Raw genomic sequence first — 22,158 nt, 5'->3', positions numbered from 1 at the left:
AAACATTTACATTATGACAGCAATAATTTTAGGCATCGTTGTAATTGCCATAATCATATTTATAATTTCTGTTTACAACTCACTAAATGAACGACGTAATCAAATTCAAAATGCATTCTCGTCTTTAGATGCTTTATTTATAAAACGAAGTGAGCTTATTCCAAATCTTGTAACAATTGTAAAACAATATACAAATTACGAAAAAGACGTATTAGAAAAATAACACAATTGCGTCAGTTAAAATCGAATACGATTGAATATAAAGCAGATAATGAAGCCAGTCAAATGATGAAACAAATTATGCTGCAAGTAGAAAATTATCCTGATTTAAGAGCAAATACTCAATTTTTGAATTTGCAATATACATGGACTGAATCTGAAGAACAAATAGCCGCCGGCCGACGCTATTTAAGTGCATCTATTACTGATTATAATAATGGGCTTAGTACTTTTCCCGGAAATGTAATTGGTTCAAAATTTGGATTCAAAAAGCGTGAATGGCAAATGGCATCAGAAGCACAGCGTCAAAATGTAAATGCAGAAGAATTATTTAATAAATAAGACATTCGAATAAAAAGAAACAGAAAACGAGATGTAAATTACTTTACATCTCGTTTTTGTATGTCCAAAATCACAAAAAGCCTTCAAATACAAATTTTATTCTACATTAAATTAATCCTTCTTGTATATATTCGCTGCTCGATTTATCAGCTTGATGAAGATTTTCAAATTACTATTTATTTTAGGGCTTATAAGTCCTTTTTTATCGGCGCAGAATATAAAGAAAACAGATCAGCAGACACTGACCTGGATTCGGTATTATAATATTCTTCCTTTAAGCGAAAAATGGGCTTTGCATTCTGAATTTGATAATCGCAGTTTTGTAAATCCAATTCATCAAAATCTATTTGTTATACGAGTACAAGGCCGATACCGAGCGACTCAAAATATCGATTTGGGCAGCGGTTTTGCATACTTTAACGTAAATACACAGGATCCAAATATTGATCCTGACTTTTCGATTCCAGAATATCGCACACAACAGGATATTACTTTTATAAACGATATTGCAAAAATTACTTTTCATAATCGATTTCAGATCGAAGAACGTTTTACACAAAAAGCAACACGAACAGAATTACTTGACGATTTCTCCTTTGCATTCCGATTTCGTTATAGATTACAATCTACTTTTGATCTTTGGAAAAAAGAAAAACAGAGCCTAAAAGCAACAATTTCTGATGAAATTTTATTGAATTACGGAAAAGATAACAAACGAAATACATTTGATCAAAATCGTTTTTATGCTGCGCTTCGCTATCACATTAATCCTAATATTGGTTTAGAATTGGGTTATTTAAAAAGTTTTCAAAGACGCGCCAGCGGTCTAGATTTTTATGACCGTGATATCATCAGGTTTACTTTTTACCATAAAATTGATCGCAGATTTTAGATTTTAATAAAAAAACCTAAATCAAATTTACAATTTAATTTAGGTTTTTTATTCTGTCCCTTTGCCCCTTTGAACCTTTGTCCCTTTGAACCTAAAAGAAAACTTAATCTCTCGGTCTTCTCTTTCCTCCTTTTTCAGACCCTGTAAAGTTTCCTATTTTATAAGCCAGAGAAAACATTACATAACGTCTTAAAACCGTATTTTCTTCATCGCGGATTGAAGTTGCCGAAATGGTTCTTGTTGCGCTTAAATTTTGATTTAAAACATCATATACTTTTACTTTAGCATAAAGTGTTTTATTTAAAAATCCATACGACAAACTCGTATTCCATAAATAAAAATCTTTTTTAAAGTCGCCTGAAATATTTGAATTATAAGTATAACCAAAATCATTTCCGAAGATTAAATTTTCTGGCCAGTACGTTGTAGTTTGCAAATTGATTCTGTGTACAACATTTGAAGTAGCATCTCTCGAATAATTCTCGTATTTCGACTGGTTGTAGGATAAATTATAAGATGGTGCAATCGTCAGAACATCTCCATAATCGTATGATAAATATACTTTTGGCGTAATAGAAGTCGATTTTGCATTATACAAAACAGCATTTGTAAAACCTTTATCAAAAGTATAACCAGCATTTAATCCTAATCCGTAACGCAGTGTATGCGCGCCAGATTTTATAGACTGGTTCCAGTTTGCTCCAATAGAAGCATTGTAAACCCCCGAAATATTTATATACGTTGTCGTTCTTTTTCCGCTTTCATCATAAATTGAAGTCGAAACAATATCATTATCATAATAATCTCCTTTTACGTACAAGCTATAGCCGGAACGAGAACGAAAATCGTAATTTCTATAATTAAAATTAATACTGTTTTTTTCTACAGGATGCAAATCAGGATTTCCGATAATCGTATTCAATGGATTATTAAGATTTACAACCGGCATTAATTGTGCAGCTGATGGAAGAGTATTTGAATAATCGTATTTGAATGATAAATTTTTAGAACGGTCAAATTTATATCGCAGCACCGCTGTTGCAAATGGCAAAGCATATTTTTTACTTAAATCTGTCGCATTATTCAAATACAATGAGTGATTATCAAAATTTACAATCGATGTTCGGCTGTCAAGGTTAAGCGTAAATTTATTTTTTTGAAGCGTAACCCCAACTTTTGGCGTAACCGAATTTTGTATTGAACTTGTATAATTACTCAATGCTAAATTAAGATCGGTATATTCTTGTGTATCCGGATCAAAATTAAAAGTTCTTTCGTCGTTTGAAGTACTTTTCCAATCAAAATTAGATCCAAATCGTACTCGCAGCGAATCTGTTATCGGCTCAGTATATTCAATATCTGCCGAATAAGAATCACTGGTATTTTTCTTTTTTGTAGTTTGATTTCTTTCATCATTCGGCTGATTGTCCTGATAGAAAATAGTTTCTGAAAGATTTAAACCATCTGCTGTATTGTTAGTGTTGTTATTGGTAAAAACAAAACTAAAATTTCGGGATTTCTTTTCGAAAGATTTATTAAAATTGATTGTGTTTCCAAAATTGGTATTATCACCTTCAGAATAAGATTTTGAAGTACTTCTGTTCAGCTCGTTTCCATCTTCATCCTCAGAAAAACTAGACGAAGTCGAATTACTGTTGGTTCTGGATTGATTCAATTTTGGCGCTACAACCAATCGAATACTTGGACTGATTTTATACTCTAATTCAAAATTGACGTTATTTCCTGTACTTTCGTTTCTTGTTTTAGCTTCGGCCTCGGTTATAATATTTCCAGTTGGTAAAAAACTAAGCTGATTTGATTTACTGTCGTTGTTATTAATGGTATTTGAGAAATTGTAACTCCCCATAGCCAGCAGTTTTTCAGTCCAGTCATCAGAGTAATTAACTCCCACTAGATTTGACTGCGTAATTCCTTTTCCACTAGAACCGGAGCTTGTACTTCCTCCTCTTCCGCTGCTGTTTCTTCCGCCTCCCATATTATCAAAAACATCGTCCATTGAAAATCCGGTCGAATTGATATTGTTTGACGAAGCGAGTAAACTTATTTTTTGCTTGTTATTAAAATAATTCAGATTCACATTGGCTTCATAACGATCATCGGTACCATAACCGCCCATTATTTTTCCAAAATATCCTTTGTTTTTCTTTTCATCAATAGTAATATTAATACTCGAAAAATCTGAAGTTGATTCTTGTTTAGAAAGCTCTTCTTTTTTGGTTTTAAAATCAGAAACCTGAATTTTTTTAATAATATCAGCCGGCAGATTTTTAATGGCAATGGCCCCGTCTTTATCAAAAAACGTTTTTCCGTTTACCAAAACCTGATTCACTTCTCGTCCGTTCACCGTAATTTTTCCGTCATTATCGACATCAAATCCCGGCAGTTGTTTTAATAAAGTTTCAACATTAGAATCCGGACGGACTTTATAAGAAGCTGCGTTAAACTCTAACGTATCTTTTTTGATAGTAATAGGTGCTGCTTCCGTTTTTATAACAACGTCATTCAGCGTATTTACATTTTCTATCATGTAAAGTTTTCCGAAATCTTTGTTTTCAGTAAGCCCCTTGTATTCTTCGTAATAGGTTTGATATCCCATATAACTCACCTTTAAAAAAACAGGCTTTTCATATTTTTTGATATCCATTCTAAAAGCACCATTTTTATCTGTAGTGGCGTATTCGATAACGGTAGAATCTTTTATAGTAGTAAAATAAACAGTTGCCATTTCCAGAGGCAATTGCGTGTTAACGTCTAAAACGGTTCCTCTAAGTGTAACGTCGTTTTGTGCATTGGCAGTCAAAACAAAAAGGAATAAAAACGATAAAAATGAATAAATCTTGGTCATAAAATTGGGTTAGTTAGATTAGTTAGACTACAGAAAAAACAAAAGGTTTAAAATTTTATTTTTTAATTGTAGTTTTTACATTTATTCAAATAACGTGCCATTAAAATTATCATATAAAAAAAGTCCCCGTTTTTGGGGACTCTTTTTATTATTTCTCTCTGATATAAATATCGATTGGAACTCCTGCAAAATCCCAATTATCACGAATTTTATTTTCCAGATATCGCTTATATGGTTCTTTTACATATTGTGGCAAATTGGCAAAAAATACAAACTGAGGAGTCTGCGTTGGCAATTGCATGCAATATTTAATTTTCACATATTTTCCTTTCATTGCCGGCGGCGGATATGCTTCAATAACTTTCAGCATATATTCGTTGAATTTTGAAGTAGAAATTCTTTGCTTTCTGTTTTCAAAAACCTGAACCGTAGCTTCTAATGCTTTTAATAAACGTTGTTTCGTTAAAGCCGAAACGAATAAAATAGGCACATCTGTAAAAGGCATTAATTCCTTGCGGATTTTCTCTTCGTAATCACGGCTTGACATAGTGTCTTTTTCAACTAAATCCCATTTGTTAACCAAGATTACAACACCTTTACGGTTTTTCTCTGCAAGCCAGAAAATACTCTGGTCCTGACCTTCAAAACCACGTGTAGCATCGATTACTAATATACAAACATCTGCATGCTCAATTGCTCTTACAGAACGCATTACAGAATAAAATTCTAAATCTTCTTTTACTTTTGCTTTACGACGGATTCCCGCAGTATCAACCAAGTTGAATTCAAAACCAAAACGGTCAAATTTTGTATCGATCGCATCACGTGTTGTTCCGGCAATATCGGTTACTATATAACGATCCTGACCAATTAAGGCGTTAATAAAACTAGATTTTCCTGCATTTGGTCGTCCTACCACAGCAAAACGAGGTAATTCTTCTGCTGCCTCTGCTGGTTCTGGTTTTTCTGGAAATGCATCAATTAAAGCATCTAATAAATCTCCGGTTCCGCTTCCTGAGATACTGGCGAAAGTATAATAATCTCCTAAACCAAGATTATAAAATTCTACAGCATCTTTTTCGCGCATTGCGTTATCTACTTTGTTTACAGCCAATAAAACAGGTTTTGTTACTTTACGAAGTAACTTTGCAACTGTTTCATCCATTGGTGTAATACCTTCTTCAACATCAACCACAAAAATAATAACATCGGCTTCGTCGATAGCAAGTTCTACCTGTTTACGAATTTCACCTTCAAATACGTCATCAGATCCGCGAACGTATCCTCCCGTATCAATGACAGAAAACTCTTTTCCGTTCCACTCGCTTTTACCATAGTTTCTATCACGGGTAACCCCAGATACTGAATCTACAATAGCTTCTCTTCTTTGTATCAGCCTATTAAAAAGGGTCGATTTCCCTACATTAGGTCTTCCTACTATCGCAACAATGTTATTATTCATTTTTTTTTTATTTTAGTCCCGAGGCTTCGGGATTAGACTTTAGATTTCAGATTTTTAGCGGCCTAAAAATCGGATCACTAAAACTTTAAATGCCTTATTTAAATTTTTTGCAAAGGTAGTTAAAAAAGTGACTAAGTCACTATCCCGATAGCCATTGGGACTAAATACCTAAGTTTTTATCTTTTTTAGGAGCTATTCCTGCTATCCGTTTCAATCTTTTGTTCCGCTAAAGCTTCACAAAAGGATTTCCACTTCTATCAGGGCTAACGCACCTATTTTCAAAAAGAACTTTCATTTAACGATTAAACAAATCAACGATTAACCGATTAAACAAAAACTATTGATTATAACCAAATCGTTTCAGCATATTGGCGTTGCTTCTCCAGTTTTTGTTCACTTTTACGTAAAGTTCAATATGAATTTGTTTTCCAAAGAATTTCTCCAAATCGGCACGGGCATCTGTTCCTACTTTTTTCAAAGCTGCGCCTTTATGCCCAATAATGATTCCTTTTTGTGTATCGCGTTCTACCATAATTACAGAACGGATCCTGATAATAGTATCGGTTTCATGAAATTCTTCTGTTACTATTTCTACTGCGTATGGAATTTCTTTAGCGTAATTCAACAAGATTTTCTCACGAATCGTTTCGTTTACAAAGAAACGTTCTGGTTTGTCTGTTAACTGATCTTTAGGGTAATAAGCCGGAGATTCTGGCAGTAATTGAATAATTCTGTCAAAAACTTCCGGGACATTAAAATTCTGAAGTGCCGAAATTGGGAAAATTTCAGCGTTTGGCACTTTTTCTTTCCAAAAAGCAACCTGCTCTTCTAATTGTTCCTGATTTGAGTTGTCGATTTTGTTTAATAATAGTAAAACCGGGATTTTAGCATAAAAGATTTTTTTAAAGAAATCTTCATCTTTTAAATTCTGCTCCCCTATTTCGACCATGTAAACTAAAATATCAGCATCTTCAAAAGCCGACTTTACGAAGTTCATCATCGACTCCTGCATTTCATAAGCCGGTTTTATAATTCCGGGAGTATCTGAAAGTACTATTTGAAAATCTTCGCCATTTACGATTCCTAAGATTCTATGGCGTGTTGTTTGTGCTTTTGAAGTTATGATTGATAATCTTTCTCCAACAAAGGCGTTCATTAGTGTCGATTTTCCAACATTTGGATTTCCGATGATGTTTACAAAACCTGCTTTATGTGACATTTGCATATTATTTATTTTGCAAAGGTAGTCATATCAAGTTAATACAGAAAATAAAACATTTTTTAAAGTTTTCGTTGGATTTCACAAAAATCGGCGTATCTTTGCACCCGAAACATCGCGGGATAGAGCAGTAGGCAGCTCGTCGGGCTCATAACCCGAAGGTCACAGGTTCGAGTCCTGTTCCCGCTACTAAGAAAAAGCTTCAGAGAAATCTGGAGCTTTTTTTGTTATGTCTTGTACCAAAATAGATTTACACAAAAAAGTAAACCTATTTTAGAATAAGACTCAGAGATTGAAAAGTAAATAAACTTAACTTTTACATAGGCAAACCAATACCACCATTTTTGGTTTGTTCAAATAATTCTTTAAAATCAGGAATGTTGTAATAATTATTTTTTCTGAATTCCTCTTCATACTTTTTCTCATTTAATTTTGGAAAAAAGGTATAAACATCGCCTTGATCAATACTTTGAGTAAATTTTGTAGCATAATAACAATAGAGAGCAAATATTTTTGCTGTGTCACTAAAATTTGTATCATCTACTTTTGGAAGTTCTGTTTTTCCTCGTAGATAAAGAAGATAGCTTTCCTTACTTTTCTTGTCAGCTTTTGTCATAACTTCAAAAATCTCTTTATGGAAAATGAATTTGTTATCGCAGGTTTTGGTTAATAATAATTTGTCAAATTCATCGTCATTTAGGTTTTTGTCTAAAACCCATTTTAATAAATCTTCATCTTGAACATAACCAAAAACTTTTACAAGTGATTCTAAAAAATATTCATCATTAAATTTTAACCATACCAAACTTGCTTTGTTATCATTGAATAGATATTTATTGCGATTTGTAAGTATCTGAATATTTTTTTCTCTTGTTTGAGCTAAATATTCTAAATCATCTTTCCATTGAGAGGCTTTTGTTTTTACATTCTCTATCTTATCTTCAATAATGATGTCCTCTTTTTCAAATTTTGAAACATCAGGAAACAGTTTTAAATAATCGATTATTGTTGGAAGAGGGTAAAAGTTAGTAATGAATTTACCTTTTACGACATATAAGTATTGTGCATCATTAGTATAAGGGTAGTATTGCAAACTTTTATCGCATTTATTCTCAGCAAATGTCTCAATCTTTAAATATTCATTTGTGGAATGATCATCAATTATTCTTCCAAATACTTTTTTTATAATATCATTAAAATTCTTATTATCTATTATTTTATAGCCACTTGATTTCAAAATTGATTGCGCAACTATAACTAGAGCATCTAGATCATCTTTATTGTAATCTTGAAAACTACCATAGACTTCATCATTTCCAGAATCAACCTGCTTTATTAAAATTGATTTTATTTTATCGTTATTGTCATTATAAAACATGGTCTCGTTATTTATTTTGTTATCATTTTGAATATTTTCTTCATTTTTTTTAGCACAGCTATAAATAAAAACAAAAATCAATATTCCTATTTTTGCTAATTTCATTTTTTTATTTTTAATCATCTTTCTCCCCTTTAACAGTTTTAATTGAACTTAATCCTATTGCTTTATTAGCTTCGTCAGGATTTGAATACACATCTGATACCGTTAATTTTTCATTTGCTTTTATTTCATATCCCTTGGGTTTAAAAAAACCCATAAATTTTTTATATACGTCTCTTTTTTTCTTGGCGCTATAATGACTGTGGAAAACGTTTCCACTGCAGTCATACGATGAAACTTTAATCATATTATTTTGGTTTCCTCCCAAAACAGCATAATTATTTGTGCCATTTATTTTTCCATAAACAAAAGTTACATGTCCTGAACTTTCAACAATACCATTTTTATTACAATCAGAAAATACAGCTATTGCACCGTAAAACACTTCACATTTTTCAACTGTTTTATTATTAATAAATGATCTAGATCCTGGCGAATGAGGTGAAGGATAATTAGGATTACTATTCTCAAGACACCAGCATGCAAATGATGAACACCAGGCTTCTTTTTTACCCAGATAGCTAGCACCTTCTTTATGGTACATTGTTACTCTATCTTGTATTAAATTTTGTTTTTTGCCACCATAATTTTTAGCTTCATTAACAACTACTTCCATCCATGGTGCTCTATCATTAGTATTATCATTTCCTTCTTCAACATTCTCACAAACACCCGTAAATAAATATTTTGCTCCAGGATTATAATGTGCTTGTTTTAATTCTATAATAACATCCGCAACTGTGGTTTTTCCGTTTATAAATCCCCAGCGGTCTTCAAAACGTTGTCTTGTATATACCCATTTTTTTCTTTGTGTGTGTTCATCACCTTTCATAAATGAAGGATTTGAAGAATAGCCGTATTTGGTTACCCAAGGTTCTTTTCCAATATTTATTTTTCGCTGTTCAGCACTTGTCTGGCTTCCATCACCATCTGGCACAGAAATGCTTTCGTCAAAAAGAACATAATCTGGGTTATTTCCATTTCCTACTGCATTTGGTTTTAAAACATGCAAGTACAAGTCAACCATGTTTGATATTTCTTTCTTTGAAGCAAAGTAGTCATGAACATAATCCATTTGCTCTATGAAAGTCATCTTTTTTAAAGCGCTTCTTGTAGTACCTAAATTTCTTGCCGCCGTATCACTAAACTGTATTAAACCAGAATAACCAGCCCCATTGTCTGCATAAGGTTTAAAGACCTCTTTACTTGTTTCAAGATGCATAACTGCCATTAATTCACTTGCCTTATCTTTCTTTTTATCTTCGCCCCAAAGTTTTGCACATACATGAAGCACTTTTTTTCGTTCATCACAAGTGAGCATATTGCTCCAGTAAAAATTATTTTCTTTACAAGCACATGAACCTTTTTTCTTATTCCACACAGAATCCCCAACATCAACCATCATCAGACTATTAATAAACTCTTGCTGTGGGTTAAAAACAACAGTTGGTTTTACAACAACTTTCTGTTCCTGATAATCATCCGCTTTTCTATCAGTTTTTGAGATTCCTCTGGTTTCTTTTTTAGAAGGTCCTTTTTGTGCTGCTGGAGATTTTTTTCCCGGTTCAGATGGTTTAGAAACCGGCACTTTTGCAAATATATCTTCTTTATAATCTGGATTAATTACATTGACATTTTCGGTAGGTTTCGAAACTTTTTTATAAAACTCAGCTGTTACATAATATTCATGAAATGCGCCTTCGTTTGATTCATTTGGTTCTGATTTTGCATTGGCAAGCCATACTTTGCCCGGATCGAAAGCAAATTCGACATCTGCTTTTCCATTTAAAACGTTGACTTCTTTACTCTCAATGCTGATATCGCTAAGGTCTTTTTTACCTCCGTCATCTTCCCATAAAGTAACGGTTATAGGGAATTTTTCCATATTAAGGCAGTGAACACGTGCAGTTATCTTTTCGCCATAACTAAATAATTTTGCAGGCTTTTTTTTGCTCCAGTCCAGAATTTCAACATGAAGAATTTTTCTTTCTTCAGTATTCTTTGTTTCTATATCAAGAATCGCTTTTTCGCCGTTTGCATCAACGAGCATCCTGATTCCTTTTCGTTTAAGGCTTATCTGAGTAAATGTGTAGTCTACAGTTGCTCCCGTTTTATTGTTTTTTGACATTTTTACCCATGATTTTCCCAATAATATCCAGACACTCCATTTAATATTTCCATCAGGTGTATTTTGAAATTGCGGTTCAGCTGTCTGTGAAGATGCTGAACTGCCAAAAAAATCATGAATAGAATAATATTCTTTTATTCCAATTACAGGGTTAGGATTCCCGTATATTTTTACTTTGCTCATAATGCTGTACTTTTTAATAACAATCAGAAAGCTGTTCTTCTGACTCATCCAGATTTAATAATGGGTTAATCTGCTGTAAAACATCACGATCTGCTTTCTGCATCTGTCCGCTTCCTACTTCGGCTGTCTGTCCGTGTTTAAAAATCTCAATACAGCCAGGTCCGCCTATATTACATGATGCTTTACTGTCTTCGGTTAAAATTTTACCCTGATTGCTCAGTGTAATTTTTTCATAGGGATTATCCCATTTTAGCGGCAATGCAACACAAGGAGAATTCCCTCCTGATGCTGGCTGCAAAGTGCATTTGCCAAATGTGCCTTTCTTTAAGGTTTGATTGACGTCTTTTGTTGTGGCAATAAGTTTTTTATCAGCTCCTTTATCATTTGCAAAATGCTTTTTCTGCGATTTTACTACTAAAATATCAGTCGCTTTTGTGTCTTCACTAAATTTACATTTGCACGAAGCACCGTCTACAACAACATGTTTTTTCATAATGTGTTAGGTTTTATTTTTATACTAAAAGAGATATTGCATTGTCTATACTGATTTTACTCTGATCCAGATTTTTAACTTCTACTTTAATTTTTCGCCACATATCAATTAAATCACATTCTAAATGGAGAGATTCAATTAGATAATTATTAGGATTCAAATAATATTGGGCGTGATAATGTTCTTCTGTATTTTCATCTTCTGATTTTCCGCTTTGTGTTACTTCTATCAGATTTAAGTCATTTAAATAAGGATTTACTTTTTGAACAATCGAAAATTCAATATCCTCAACTTCTGCAGCAGCAGGAAAATACAAAGTTCTTTCTCTTTCAAACCTTCGGGTATAGGCTCTGTGTATTCCGTTAAAATAGGCTCTTAAAAACCAATTCCCGGAAATTAATTCTACCAGAGATTTGTCATCTTCGATAGCATTTTCGATATTTTGGGCTAACATCTCAAAGGTTTTTCCATCAAATAGTTCTTTAATGGCTTCTTTTTGATTTTCCCAGCGTTCTTTTAGTTTATAGTAACTATTTATGTCTACCCATTTTCCGTATTTGTTTACCACGATTCTTAAGGGATACAGCAGTTCGGCAGTTTTTTCTGCCACTTTGTAAGCTCTTGAATCTACGGACTTTCCATCAACCAATAATTCTGATATTTTATCAATTTGAATAAAATGATATTCATTTTGACTGCTGTCAGGTTTTAATCTCCTTAAACTAAAATTTTGCTCAAGAGTTTGTTTTTTATCTCCCTTTTCTATTGTGTACAAAACTGAATACTCGTGATTGAGTTCAAGAGGCCGAAACGGCAGTATATAATCCTGGCTTACAAATAAAACCTGTTGTTTCTTTTTTTCTTTGTCTTCGTCTTTTTCCATATCATTAACAGCAGTTATTAATTTCAATTGCAAAGCAATTGTAGATTATAATCTACAATTTAATCAAAGGATAAATGTAATCTTTTTACTTAATTAAAAACAATATATATAAATATTTTCTTTCAATTTTTAAATTTTAACACAAAAAATAGATGTATTTATTAATCTGGGCTAGTTATTTGCTCTTAATACAATCTAAATCAATACAATAAAAAAGACACGATCAACAAGATCGTGCCAGCTTGAAAATTTAGTTTTTTTACAAGGAATATACTATTCTATATTTTAGATATCATATCTGACAAAAAACATATTCTCGGGATATTTTTTTATCTTTGAAATTCAGGTTTTTTTAATAGAAATGGCTTTATCTTTGAGCCTAGAAATCAAAATTCATTTATGGAACAGAAAATTCATCAGGGAAGAAACGTAAAACGTTTTAGAGAAATGCTCAACATAAAACAGGAAGCTTTGGCTTATGATTTGGGCGAAGACTGGAGCCAAAAAAAGATTTCTTTGCTGGAACAGAAAGAAGTAATTGAGGATAATCTGCTTAAACAAATCTCTTCAATATTGAAAATTCCTGTTGAAGCTTTTCAAAACTTTGATGAAGAACAAGCCGTAAATATTATTTCCAATACGTTTAATATTGAAAAAGATGCTTATATCGGAAATGCTAAACCTGTATTCAATATCAACCCATTGGATGAATTAAAAAAACTGCACGAAGAAAAAATTGCTTTGTACGAACGCATGCTAAAAGAGAAAGATGAAATGATGGCAAGACTTGAAAAGCTATTAACGAATAAATGATTTTTAAAATACAGAAGAAAACATACAAGAATATTCCCTCAAAAGAATATTTTTTCACTTTTTTTTAAATTATTTTTTCTCAATAAAATTTTCTTCATTGGCTCTTCTAAAACTAAACAACAAATTATATATCAAATAAATACAAATTTATTAATCTTACTTATTAAAGAAAAACGATCATCAAAAATGATCTTTTAATAAAATTATTTAAAAAATTTTTATCAAAATCCTTTGTACATCTCAAAAATAGTTGCACTTTTGCACCCGCAATAACAAAGCAGGTCCGTTCGTCTATCGGTTAGGACGCCAGGTTTTCATCCTGGTAAGGGGGGTTCGATTCCCCCACGGACTACAAAAAGCTTCAGAGAAATCTGGAGCTTTTTTTGTTTAAAATAGTCTGCTCAAAATACCAGTTCTCAAAACTGAATTTTCAATCAATAAGTCTCTGAAAAAAAGCACAGAACATTTTTTTCAAAAACAGCACCATAACCCAGCTTAGTTTATTTACCTTTGCACCCGCATTGGTTTAGCTGCAACTTTTCGAGGGCAGCTAACGAAGAGGGAATCAGGTGCAAATCCTGAACAAGCCCGTTACTGTAAGTTCCATGCAACATTTTGACAGACAAAAAAGCTTTTTGAGGCTTTTAAAATCTAATCTTTTGCCACTGCATTTTTCATCAAATGTGGGAAGGCGGTTCAAAATGGGAATAAGTCAGGAGACCTGCCACTGCAAATAAATTCAGGCTTTCGTGGACCAAAGCTTTGAACAAGCGCAATATCAAACTAACATTTGATTTCGATTTTTTCCGTTTAAAACTATTTGTTACAAATAGACCATTTTTTTATGCACGTATGTAAGCAAAGGCCGTTAAGCCTAATACATTGTGGATTTTGTTTTTTGCTTTGGATTTTGTTCTCAAATCCAATTTTGGCACAAAACCATCCCAAAGCTAAAGAAGTTGATTCTTTAAAACCGCTTCCGTTAAACGAAGTTATTCTAACCGCAAGCAAACGCGAGTTCAGGATAGAGTCGCCTATGCCTGTCCAGATTTTATCCGGCAAACAGCTCGAAAACCTTAACAGTCTTTCTGTTGCCGATGCGGTTCGTTATTTTTCAGGCGTACAGCTAAAAGATTACGGCGGAATTGGCGGTTTAAAAACCATTAACGTCCGCAGTTTAGGAAGCGCCCATACAGCGGTTTTTTACGATGGAATGACGGTTGGAAATGCTCAAAACGGACAGGTAGATTTAGGAAAATATTCGCTTGATAATATTGAAGCCATAGAACTTTATAATGGTCAAAAGTCTACTATTTTTCAGCCGGCACGCGGATTTTTCTCTTCTAATACTTTATTTCTAAAATCGAAAGTTCCCGTTTTTGAATCGGGTAAAAATGCAAATGTCAGGGCTTCTTTTAAAACCGGATCTTTCGGACTGGTGAATCCTTCTGTTCTTTATCAGCAAAAAATAACTTCTAAAATAGCTCTTTCATCAAATATTGAGTGGATGAAAGCCGATGGAAAATACAAATACAGGTATCAGAAAAAAGACGGTTACGACACGACAGCTGTTCGCCAAAACGGAGATATAACTGCTCTTCGCGCTGAATTAAACCTAAACACAAAGTTTGGAACAAACGGACAAGCCAATCTTAAAGCTTATTATTACGATTCTGAAAGAGGTCTTCCTGGTGCTATTTTAGCCAACCGGTACGAATATGTACAACGTCAATGGGATCGGAATTTCTTTATTCATGCTTCGGTGCAAAATTCTTTTTTTGAAAAACACGAAATGCTGGCAAATGTAAAATTCAGCCGTGATTACAGCCGTTACATCGACCCGGATTATAAAACTCTTGAAGGGGCATTAGACAATAAATATTACCAAAACGAATTTTACGCTTCGATTGTTAATCTCTACAATATAAAAGACTGGTGGAAAATGTCTTTCGCTGCCGATCTTTCTATAAATACACTCGACGCTAATTTATACCATTTCCCCTATCCTACCCGATATTCTTATTTAGGAGCACTTTCGAGCGAAATGCATTGGGAGCGTCTGGATATTCAGGCAAATTTACTGGGCGCTTATATCGATGAACAAGTCAAATATTACCAGCAGGGAGACAGTCAGCATGTTTTTTGTCCGGTTGTATCAGCTTCTTTTCAGCCATTTGACGTAAAGAATTTTAGAATCAGGGCATTTTACAAAGAATCTTTCCGAATGCCGACTTTTAATGATTTGTATTACACTTTTATCGGAAACAGCTTTTTGCGCCCGGAATTTACAACTCAATATGATTTTGGAACCACTTATCTTATCGAACCAAAAAAGTTTTTACAATCGGTTTCATTTCAGGCAGATGTTTATTACAACCGCGTAAAAGACAAAATTGTGGCAATGCCGTCTTCTAATCTTTTTAGATGGACGATGATGAATTTGGGAGAAGTTGATATTCGCGGTTTAGAAATCAATACCAATTTGGTTTTTAAACTTCCTGAACAAATATTTTTAGACTTAGGCCTTAGTTATACCTATCAGCAGGCAATCGATATTACGCCAAAAGGCACTACTTACGGCGATCAAATTCCTTACACACCTAGAAACAGCGGTACTTTAACTTCTTCTATTAACTGGAAAAACTGGAATTTAAACTACAGTTTTATTTATACAGGCGAAAGATACAGCCAGAAAGCCAACATTCCTGTAAATTATGTAAAACCTTGGTACACGAGCGACATGGCGCTTATCTGGAACGGAAAAATTGAAAAACTTCCTGTAAAAATAAGCGGTGAGGTTAACAATTTATTTAATCAATATTATGATGTCGTACTCAATTTTCCTATGCCGGGAAGAAATTACCGATTAAGTATGTCTATAAATCTTTAAACCAAAACAGCATCAACAATTAAAATCTCAATAATGAAAACAAATTTCAAATTTTGGCTTTTACTCGTATTCGCAGCGATTGCCTTTCAGGGATGTCAGGAAGAAGATCCCATTATTCCTGAAGAAGTGGTGGTTTTACCTCCGGAAACGGTTACAACAGTACAAGGTTTTTACCTTCTTAACGAAGGAAACATGAACATGAACAAAGCTTCGTTAGATTATTACGACTACGAAACAGGAACTTACAAACGCAACGTGTACGGACAGGCAAATCCTGATGCAACTTTGGGATTAGGAGATGTGGGGAACGACATTGGTATTTATGGCTCTAAGCTTTATACGGTAATTAACAACTCAAACAAGGTTGAAGTTATGGATGTTGTTACCGCAAAACGTCTTAAAGTAATTGATGCAAAAAACTGCCGTTACATAACTTTTGCCAACGGAAAAGCTTTTTTAAGCGCTTACGACGGTGAAGTACAATTGGGTGAGAATTCTCCAAATGGTTTCGTCGCCGAAATCGACACCACTTCTCTTGCTATTACAAGAACTGTAAAAGTAGGCCGTCAGCCTGAAGAAATGGCAATTGTAGGCAACAAACTTTATGTTGCCAATTCAGGAGGATATAGTCCGCCTGATTATGAAAAAACCGTTTCTGTAATTGATTTAAGCACTTTTACCAAAATAAAAGATATTGAAGTTGCCATAAATCTTCACAGAATTGAAGCCGATGAAGACGGAGATTTATATGTAAGCTCACGCGGTGATTATTTTAACATTCGCCCTAAATTATTTGTAATCGACACTAAAACAGACAACATCAAAAAAACCTTTGATATTGCCTGTTCCAATATCACAATTGCCGGGGAGAAGGCCTACATTATAGGTTCTGAATTCAGTTATGCAACCGGCGACTGGGCCATTAATTATTCTATGATTAATGTAAAAACCGAAACCCTTCTTTCTGAAAGTTATCTGCCAAAAGCGGTAAGCGACGAAATTGTAATGCCTTACGGAATTGCGGTAGATCCGGTTTCTTTAAACGTTTACGTAACTGATGCAGGAGATTATGTTTCGCCCGGAAAATTGTACTGCATTGACAAAAACGGAAATACAAAGTTTACTGTTACCACAGGCGACATTCCGGCTCATTTTGCTTTTAAAACCAAAAAAACAATAATTAATCCATAACCTTAAATTTTTAAAAATGAAGAAAATTCTACTAGCATTGTCGGTTATCCTGCTTTTATCAGGATGTTACAAAGACGATATTAACGATCTTAAAAACGACGTCAATGACTTGAAAAACAGAATGGCACAATATGAAAACCTGCTTGATGTTCTTAATAAAAGATTGTACGTTGTAAGTTATGAAACTAAAGACGGAAGCTATGTTATTACAATGAGTGACGGATCAAAACTAACGGTTCGCAACACTTCATCTTTCATTAAAATTGGAGAAAACGGAAACTGGTGGATCGACGGTGTTGATACCGGAACATCTGCTAAAGGACAAAACGGAGATAAAGGCGAAGCAGTAAAAATTACTATTTGATCTAACGGAAACTGGATTATCGACGGAACTGATACAGGAGTTTCTGCATCTGGCCAAAAAGGAAAAGATGCTGCTGAAATTATTTCGGTTTCATTAGCAAACGGAATCATGACTTTTACTTTTGCAGACGGACGTACCATCAGCATTAATGCAAGCGCTCCAGAAATTACTTTACCAAACCCAGCCGGAGGTTTTACTGTTGATAAAATGCAGTGGTTTAAAGTTGAAGCCAAAACAGCAAATGCTTCTGGTGCTACTTACAAATGGCTTGTAAACGATCAGGAAGTTTCCTCAACTATTGATTTGTTTTATGTTTTTGCTAATGCAGGAACTTATAATGTTGAGTTTAGAGCTAAAAACGGTGTGGGCGAAAGTTCAAAAAATTTCACTTTAACTGTTGCCGAAAAAACATATTTAAACAGAATTACACGTGTTTTTGATTTCTTCCCGGCTCCAGGGCAATTTATCAATACACTGCCTGCCGCAACAGCTGCAGATACAGATGAAACAATGCGTGCAAAAGCAGAAACGGCCTTAACTACCGGAAGCATGGTAAGTTTAGGAGGATTTGGAGGTTACGTACAATTTGGTTTTGACCATACTATCGTTAATAAAGACGGAGCCGATTTTGTAGTTCTTGGAAATGCTTTTACAGATTGGTCTGAGCCAGGAATTGTAATGGTTTCTTATGACGCAAACGGAAATGGAATAGCTGACGATGAGTGGTTTGAAATTGCAGGTTCTGAACACAACAAACCAACTACAATTAAAAACTACGAGATTACCTACTACAAACCAGAAACTGAACCTGCAAATGCAAACGAACCAAACTACATTCGCTGGACAGATAATCAGGGACAAACCGGATATCTTGCAAAAAACCAATTTCACAGACAATCTTTCTATCCTTTATGGAAAGGAAATACGGTTACTTTAAAAGGAACTTTCCTAAAATCTAATATTTACGACAAATCAGGAACAGGAACAAACTGGGCAAATCCTGCTTACGAATGGGGTTATACAGACAACTGGGCTAATACAGATGCAAGAGGATATATCGATATCAGCTGGGCAGTAAATGCAAAAGGCGAATCGGTAAAACTAAAAGGAATTGACTTTATCAAAGTTTACAATTCAAATCGCGCTGAAGGCGGATGGTTAGGAGAAGTCTCAACCGAAGTTTCAGGATTTAAAGATCTAAATCTACCATAATTTAGAAATCATGTTTTTGGAAATTAAAGCCTCAGTTTTTCTGAGGCTTTTTTTAATTATTCCCTAACCCAAAAAAAGTCAGCACTTTACCAGAAACATGCACAAATTGTGAATATCTATTTGGTGATTTTCGAGATTTATTTTGCTGTAAAATCTATCTTTGGCATCCTTAAAAAATAGAAAAGATGAGCGCAATTTGGTACGAATGCAAAGTAAAATATAGAAAAACAGATGAAACTGGAGGCCAAAAAGTTTTAACAGAACCTTATTTGGTAGATGCTGTATCTTATACTGAAGCCGAAAAAAGAATTAATGAAGAAATGGCAGCTTATATTAGTGAAGAATTTAAAATCACAAATATAAAAGTGGCTAATTATGCCGAAATACATCCGTTTGAAAATGCCGATCGCTGGTTTAAATCAAAAGTTTCTTTAATTGCTTATGATGAAGAAAGCGGTAAAGAAAGAAAATCAAACATGTACATGCTGGTTCAGGCAAATGATGTTAGAGAAGCTTACGACAACACGATTCATGTAATGAAAAACACAATGGGAGAATATTCTATTCCTGCCATTTCAGAATCGCCAATTATGGACGTTTTCCCGTATTTCAGCGGTGAAGAGGAAGAAACTGAAATGCTCGAAAGATTCAATGCGCTAAAAGCTTCTAAACCTGCAAAACCAGATGCAGAAATGGTAGACCACATGGAATTTGAAACCGCAGAAGAAGAATAAATTTTCTTAAAAATCCAAAAAAATAAGCTTCAGAGAAATCTGGAGCTTTTTTATTTTCTAACGATAACCTGTAAGCATTTTCAAATCAAAATAAACCCTATATTCGTTATACAAAACCATTTACTAAACCAAAAAGCTCCATGAACAAAAAAACACTAATCTTAATTGGGTTTATTATTCTAAAATTTGTTCTTCAATACGTTTTAATAAGTCCCGAATATGATTTACAGCGCGATGAATATTTACATCTCGATCAGGCGCATCATCTGGCTTGGGGCTATTTATCTGTTCCGCCTGTTACTTCATGGTTTTCGTATCTTATTTTACTGCTTGGAAATTCTGTTTTCTGGGTTAAGTTCTTCCCTGCCCTTTTTGGCGTTTTGACACTTATAATTGTCTGGAAAACTATTGAGCTTTTAAAAGGAAATCTTTACGCTTTGGTTTTAGGCGCAATGTGCATCGTATTTTCATCACTTTTGAGGATCAACATGCTCTATCAGCCCAACTCATTTGATGTTTTGTGCTGGACGGCATTTTATTATATCCTGATACAATATATTGTTTCCGAAAAACCAAAATGGCTTTATATTGGAGCCGTTGTTTTTGCTTTTGGATTTCTAAATAAATACAACATTCTCTTTCTCCTTATCGGACTTTTACCGGCACTTATTCTTTCTAAACAAAGAAAAATACTGGCTGAAAAAAAACTATACTTTGCTTTATTTTTAGGATTGATTCTGATTTTACCCAATTTATTATGGCAGTATAACAATCATTTCCCCATCGTGCATCACATGAAAGAATTGTCTGAAACACAATTGGTAAATGTCAATCGTGCCGATTTTTTAAAAGAACAGCTTTTGTTTTTCATAGGATCATTTTTTGTAATCCTTGCTTCATTTTATGCTTTGTTATTTTACAAACCTTTTGAAAAATTTAAGTTTCTTTTTGCTTCGATAATTTTTACAATACTTGTGTTTTTATATTTTAAAGCCAAAGCTTATTATGCCATTGGCTTGTATCCTATATACATTGCTTTGGGTTCTGTTTTTCTTGCAGATATTTTAAACACGGGATGGAAACGCTATTTAAAACCTGTTTTTATTGCGCTTCCGTTATTATTTTTTGTTCCGATGTATTACTTGGCTTTCCCAAACAGAAGTCCCGAAAAATTAGCCTCCGAAAAGCAGACACATCGCTGGGAAGACGGAAAAGAACACAACTTATCTCAGGATTTTGCCGATATGCTGGGCTGGAAAGAACTGGCCCGAAAAACAGATTCGGTTTATGCGCTGTTTCCAAAATCAGAAAACACTTTGGTGCTTTGTGACAATTACGGACAAGCCGGAGCCATTAATTTTTATACCAAAAAAGGAATTAAAGCCGTTTCTTTTAATGCCGATTATGTAAACTGGTTCAATTTGAATTTGTATTACAAAAACTTAATTCGGGTTAAAACCTTTGAAGAAAACAGCAATGAATTTAAAGAAACAAGTCCGTTTTTTCAGTCGGCTTTTATAGCGGGCGAAATCACAAATAAATTCGCCAGAGAATACGGAACAACCATTTTTGTTTTTACCAATGCCAAAGTCAACATTAATAAAAGACTTCAGCAGGAAATTGACGAAGAAAAAAATTACATCAAAGAATAATTAAATAATGTTAGATTTTTATCTCATAAAAGACGACCAAATTACTCCCGATTCTCCAACAGAACTTGAATTTATTGGGCAACTTGACAGTAAAACATTTAAAAATTTAAAAACTAAGGGGATTATTGAAAATCATTATGAGTATAACTCAGACTTTAGATGGTACAGTGAACAAATAAAGCAAATTTGCCAAAATAATATAGACCATAAACTACAAAACGATACTGATGTAAAACAATTATTTAAGATAATTGAAATCATTGAAAACGCCAATAGTGGGATTATTGCTTTTGGAGATTGAAATATTTATCAGCCCTAAAAATATCAAATAAAATTATACCTATTAATGATCGATTTTACCAATATAGAATATTTAAAAAACGGAAATTCCAGACAAATTGAGGCTTATAAAAGCCTGACTGAAAATAAGGTTTTAGAAACCCTGTCTGAATTTGATCCAATTCTGGCTGGCACAATTCCGATAAATATTGATATTGAAAACAGCGATCTTGATATTATTTGTTATTGGCAAAACAAAACTGAGTTTATTACTAAAATCACTTCTGCATTTGAAAACAAAACCGATTTTAAAATTTGGGAAGCCAATATCGACGAACACGAATCTGTAATTGCAAACTTTAAAATAGAGGAGTTTGAAATCGAAATTTTTGGGCAGAACGTTCCAACTCAAAATCAAAATGGTTACAAACACATGATTATTGAGCATAAAATCCTGCAATCGAAAGATGAAAACTTCCGTCTAGAAATTATAAAACTTAAACAAAACGGTTACAAAACCGAGCCTGCTTTTGGTAAATTATTGGGTTTAAAAAACAACCCGTACAAGGAATTACTTGATTATCAAATCTAATTTCAGAAACAACAAAAAGTAACCAACTACAAACCAAATCATTAGAACAAAAACAAACTTAAATAAAAATATTTCACTAATTTCTTTGCATAACAGTATTTAGTGTGTATCTTTGCACCCGAAACATCGCGGGATAGAGCAGTAGGCAGCTCGTCGGGCTCATAACCCGAAGGTCACAGGTTCGAGTCCTGTTCCCGCTACTAAGACTAAGCTTCAGAGAAATCTGAAGCTTTTTTTGTATAAAACCAAAAACATCTCAAAATT

The 22,158-nt window shown here is 33.7% G+C and carries 17 protein-coding genes, 3 tRNA genes, 1 pseudogene and 1 riboswitch; of the genes and pseudogenes, 14 read left to right on the top strand and 7 right to left on the bottom strand.

What is annotated here, in order from left to right; translation table 11 throughout:
• Nucleotides 1–13: 13 nt before the first annotated feature.
• Nucleotides 14–561, top strand: a pseudogene (locus PQ462_RS24020) (LemA family protein).
• 154 nt (nucleotides 562–715) lie between these two features.
• Nucleotides 716–1,453 (top strand): DUF2490 domain-containing protein, encoded by a 738-nt coding sequence (locus tag PQ462_RS04505; protein WP_274252506.1) that lies wholly within the window; start codon nucleotides 716–718, stop codon nucleotides 1,451–1,453.
• Nucleotides 1,454–1,556: 103 nt separating this feature from the next.
• Here PQ462_RS04505 and PQ462_RS04500 read toward each other — a convergent pair whose 3' ends face one another.
• The 3 genes from PQ462_RS04500 to era form a co-directional block, all read right to left on the bottom strand.
• The gene (locus PQ462_RS04500) at nucleotides 1,557–4,319 is read right to left on the bottom strand and encodes an outer membrane beta-barrel protein (protein WP_274252505.1); all 2,763 of its coding nucleotides are present in this window, start codon (nucleotides 4,317–4,319) and stop codon (nucleotides 1,557–1,559) included.
• Nucleotides 4,320–4,467: 148 nt separating this feature from the next.
• A complete protein-coding gene (der, locus tag PQ462_RS04495) occupies nucleotides 4,468–5,781 on the bottom strand; it encodes a ribosome biogenesis GTPase Der (RefSeq protein WP_274252504.1) in 1,314 nt (437 codons plus the stop codon).
• A 337-nt stretch (nucleotides 5,782–6,118) separates the two neighbouring features.
• Nucleotides 6,119–7,000 (bottom strand): GTPase Era, encoded by an 882-nt coding sequence (gene era / locus PQ462_RS04490; RefSeq protein WP_073410920.1) that lies wholly within the window; start codon nucleotides 6,998–7,000, stop codon nucleotides 6,119–6,121.
• A 116-nt stretch (nucleotides 7,001–7,116) separates the two neighbouring features.
• Here era and PQ462_RS04485 point away from each other — a divergent pair.
• A tRNA-Met gene (locus PQ462_RS04485) sits at nucleotides 7,117–7,189 on the top strand.
• Nucleotides 7,190–7,316: 127 nt separating this feature from the next.
• On the opposite strand, the gene PQ462_RS04480 is transcribed toward PQ462_RS04485, so the two are convergent.
• From PQ462_RS04480 to PQ462_RS04465, 4 genes are read right to left on the bottom strand one after another with little or no spacing between them, the layout of a single operon-like run.
• Nucleotides 7,317–8,483, bottom strand: a complete 1,167-nt coding sequence (locus PQ462_RS04480; protein ID WP_274252503.1) for a hypothetical protein — start codon at nucleotides 8,481–8,483, stop codon at nucleotides 7,317–7,319.
• A 10-nt stretch (nucleotides 8,484–8,493) separates the two neighbouring features.
• Nucleotides 8,494–10,791 carry a hypothetical protein gene (locus PQ462_RS04475; RefSeq protein WP_274252502.1) on the bottom strand — a complete coding sequence of 766 codons (2,298 nt, stop codon included), beginning with the start codon at nucleotides 10,789–10,791 and terminating at the stop codon, nucleotides 8,494–8,496.
• Nucleotides 10,792–10,804: 13 nt separating this feature from the next.
• Nucleotides 10,805–11,284, bottom strand: a complete 480-nt coding sequence (locus tag PQ462_RS04470; protein ID WP_274252501.1) for a DUF4280 domain-containing protein — start codon at nucleotides 11,282–11,284, stop codon at nucleotides 10,805–10,807.
• A gap of 19 nt (nucleotides 11,285–11,303) precedes the next feature.
• Nucleotides 11,304–12,194: a hypothetical protein gene (locus tag PQ462_RS04465; RefSeq protein WP_274252500.1), complete on the bottom strand. Its 891-nt coding sequence runs from the start codon at nucleotides 12,192–12,194 to the stop codon at nucleotides 11,304–11,306.
• Nucleotides 12,195–12,566: 372 nt separating this feature from the next.
• Here PQ462_RS04465 and PQ462_RS04460 point away from each other — a divergent pair, with 372 nt between their 5' ends.
• The 11 genes from PQ462_RS04460 (at nucleotide 12,567) to PQ462_RS04410 (ending at nucleotide 22,094) form a co-directional block, all read left to right on the top strand.
• Nucleotides 12,567–12,980 (top strand): helix-turn-helix domain-containing protein, encoded by a 414-nt coding sequence (locus PQ462_RS04460; protein ID WP_149208351.1) that lies wholly within the window; start codon nucleotides 12,567–12,569, stop codon nucleotides 12,978–12,980.
• 280 nt (nucleotides 12,981–13,260) lie between these two features.
• Nucleotides 13,261–13,332, top strand: a tRNA-Glu gene (locus PQ462_RS04455).
• 153 nt (nucleotides 13,333–13,485) lie between these two features.
• Nucleotides 13,486–13,723, top strand: a riboswitch (cobalamin riboswitch).
• A 185-nt stretch (nucleotides 13,724–13,908) separates the two neighbouring features.
• Entirely contained in the window at nucleotides 13,909–15,870 is a 1,962-nt protein-coding gene (locus tag PQ462_RS04450; protein ID WP_274252499.1) for a TonB-dependent receptor, read from the top strand.
• 33 nt (nucleotides 15,871–15,903) lie between these two features.
• Complete coding sequence (locus tag PQ462_RS04445; RefSeq protein ID WP_274252498.1) at nucleotides 15,904–17,061, top strand: DUF5074 domain-containing protein; 1,158 nt, start codon at nucleotides 15,904–15,906, stop codon at nucleotides 17,059–17,061.
• A gap of 16 nt (nucleotides 17,062–17,077) precedes the next feature.
• The gene (locus tag PQ462_RS04440; protein WP_274252497.1) at nucleotides 17,078–17,425 is read left to right on the top strand and encodes a PL29 family lyase N-terminal domain-containing protein; all 348 of its coding nucleotides are present in this window, start codon (nucleotides 17,078–17,080) and stop codon (nucleotides 17,423–17,425) included.
• Between the two features lie 108 nt (nucleotides 17,426–17,533).
• Nucleotides 17,534–18,637 carry a PKD-like domain-containing protein gene (locus PQ462_RS04435; protein WP_274252496.1) on the top strand — a complete coding sequence of 368 codons (1,104 nt, stop codon included), beginning with the start codon at nucleotides 17,534–17,536 and terminating at the stop codon, nucleotides 18,635–18,637.
• A 185-nt stretch (nucleotides 18,638–18,822) separates the two neighbouring features.
• Nucleotides 18,823–19,371 (top strand): DUF4494 domain-containing protein, encoded by a 549-nt coding sequence (locus PQ462_RS04430; protein ID WP_274252495.1) that lies wholly within the window; start codon nucleotides 18,823–18,825, stop codon nucleotides 19,369–19,371.
• A 140-nt stretch (nucleotides 19,372–19,511) separates the two neighbouring features.
• Complete coding sequence (locus tag PQ462_RS04425; protein ID WP_274252494.1) at nucleotides 19,512–21,023, top strand: glycosyltransferase family 39 protein; 1,512 nt, start codon at nucleotides 19,512–19,514, stop codon at nucleotides 21,021–21,023.
• Nucleotides 21,024–21,030: 7 nt separating this feature from the next.
• Nucleotides 21,031–21,324: a hypothetical protein gene (locus PQ462_RS04420; protein ID WP_121362138.1), complete on the top strand. Its 294-nt coding sequence runs from the start codon at nucleotides 21,031–21,033 to the stop codon at nucleotides 21,322–21,324.
• A 45-nt stretch (nucleotides 21,325–21,369) separates the two neighbouring features.
• Nucleotides 21,370–21,894, top strand: a complete 525-nt coding sequence (locus PQ462_RS04415; RefSeq protein ID WP_274252493.1) for a DUF4269 domain-containing protein — start codon at nucleotides 21,370–21,372, stop codon at nucleotides 21,892–21,894.
• 127 nt (nucleotides 21,895–22,021) lie between these two features.
• Nucleotides 22,022–22,094: transfer RNA gene (locus PQ462_RS04410), tRNA-Met, on the top strand.
• Nucleotides 22,095–22,158 lie beyond the last annotated feature (64 nt).

This window comes from Flavobacterium sp. KACC 22758 (assembly GCF_028736135.1).
In the GTDB taxonomy this organism is placed as follows: Bacteria; Bacteroidota; Bacteroidia; order Flavobacteriales; family Flavobacteriaceae; genus Flavobacterium; species Flavobacterium johnsoniae.
The sequence above is the reverse complement of the archived record's forward strand: the minus strand, read 5'-3'. Positions and strand labels throughout refer to the sequence as shown.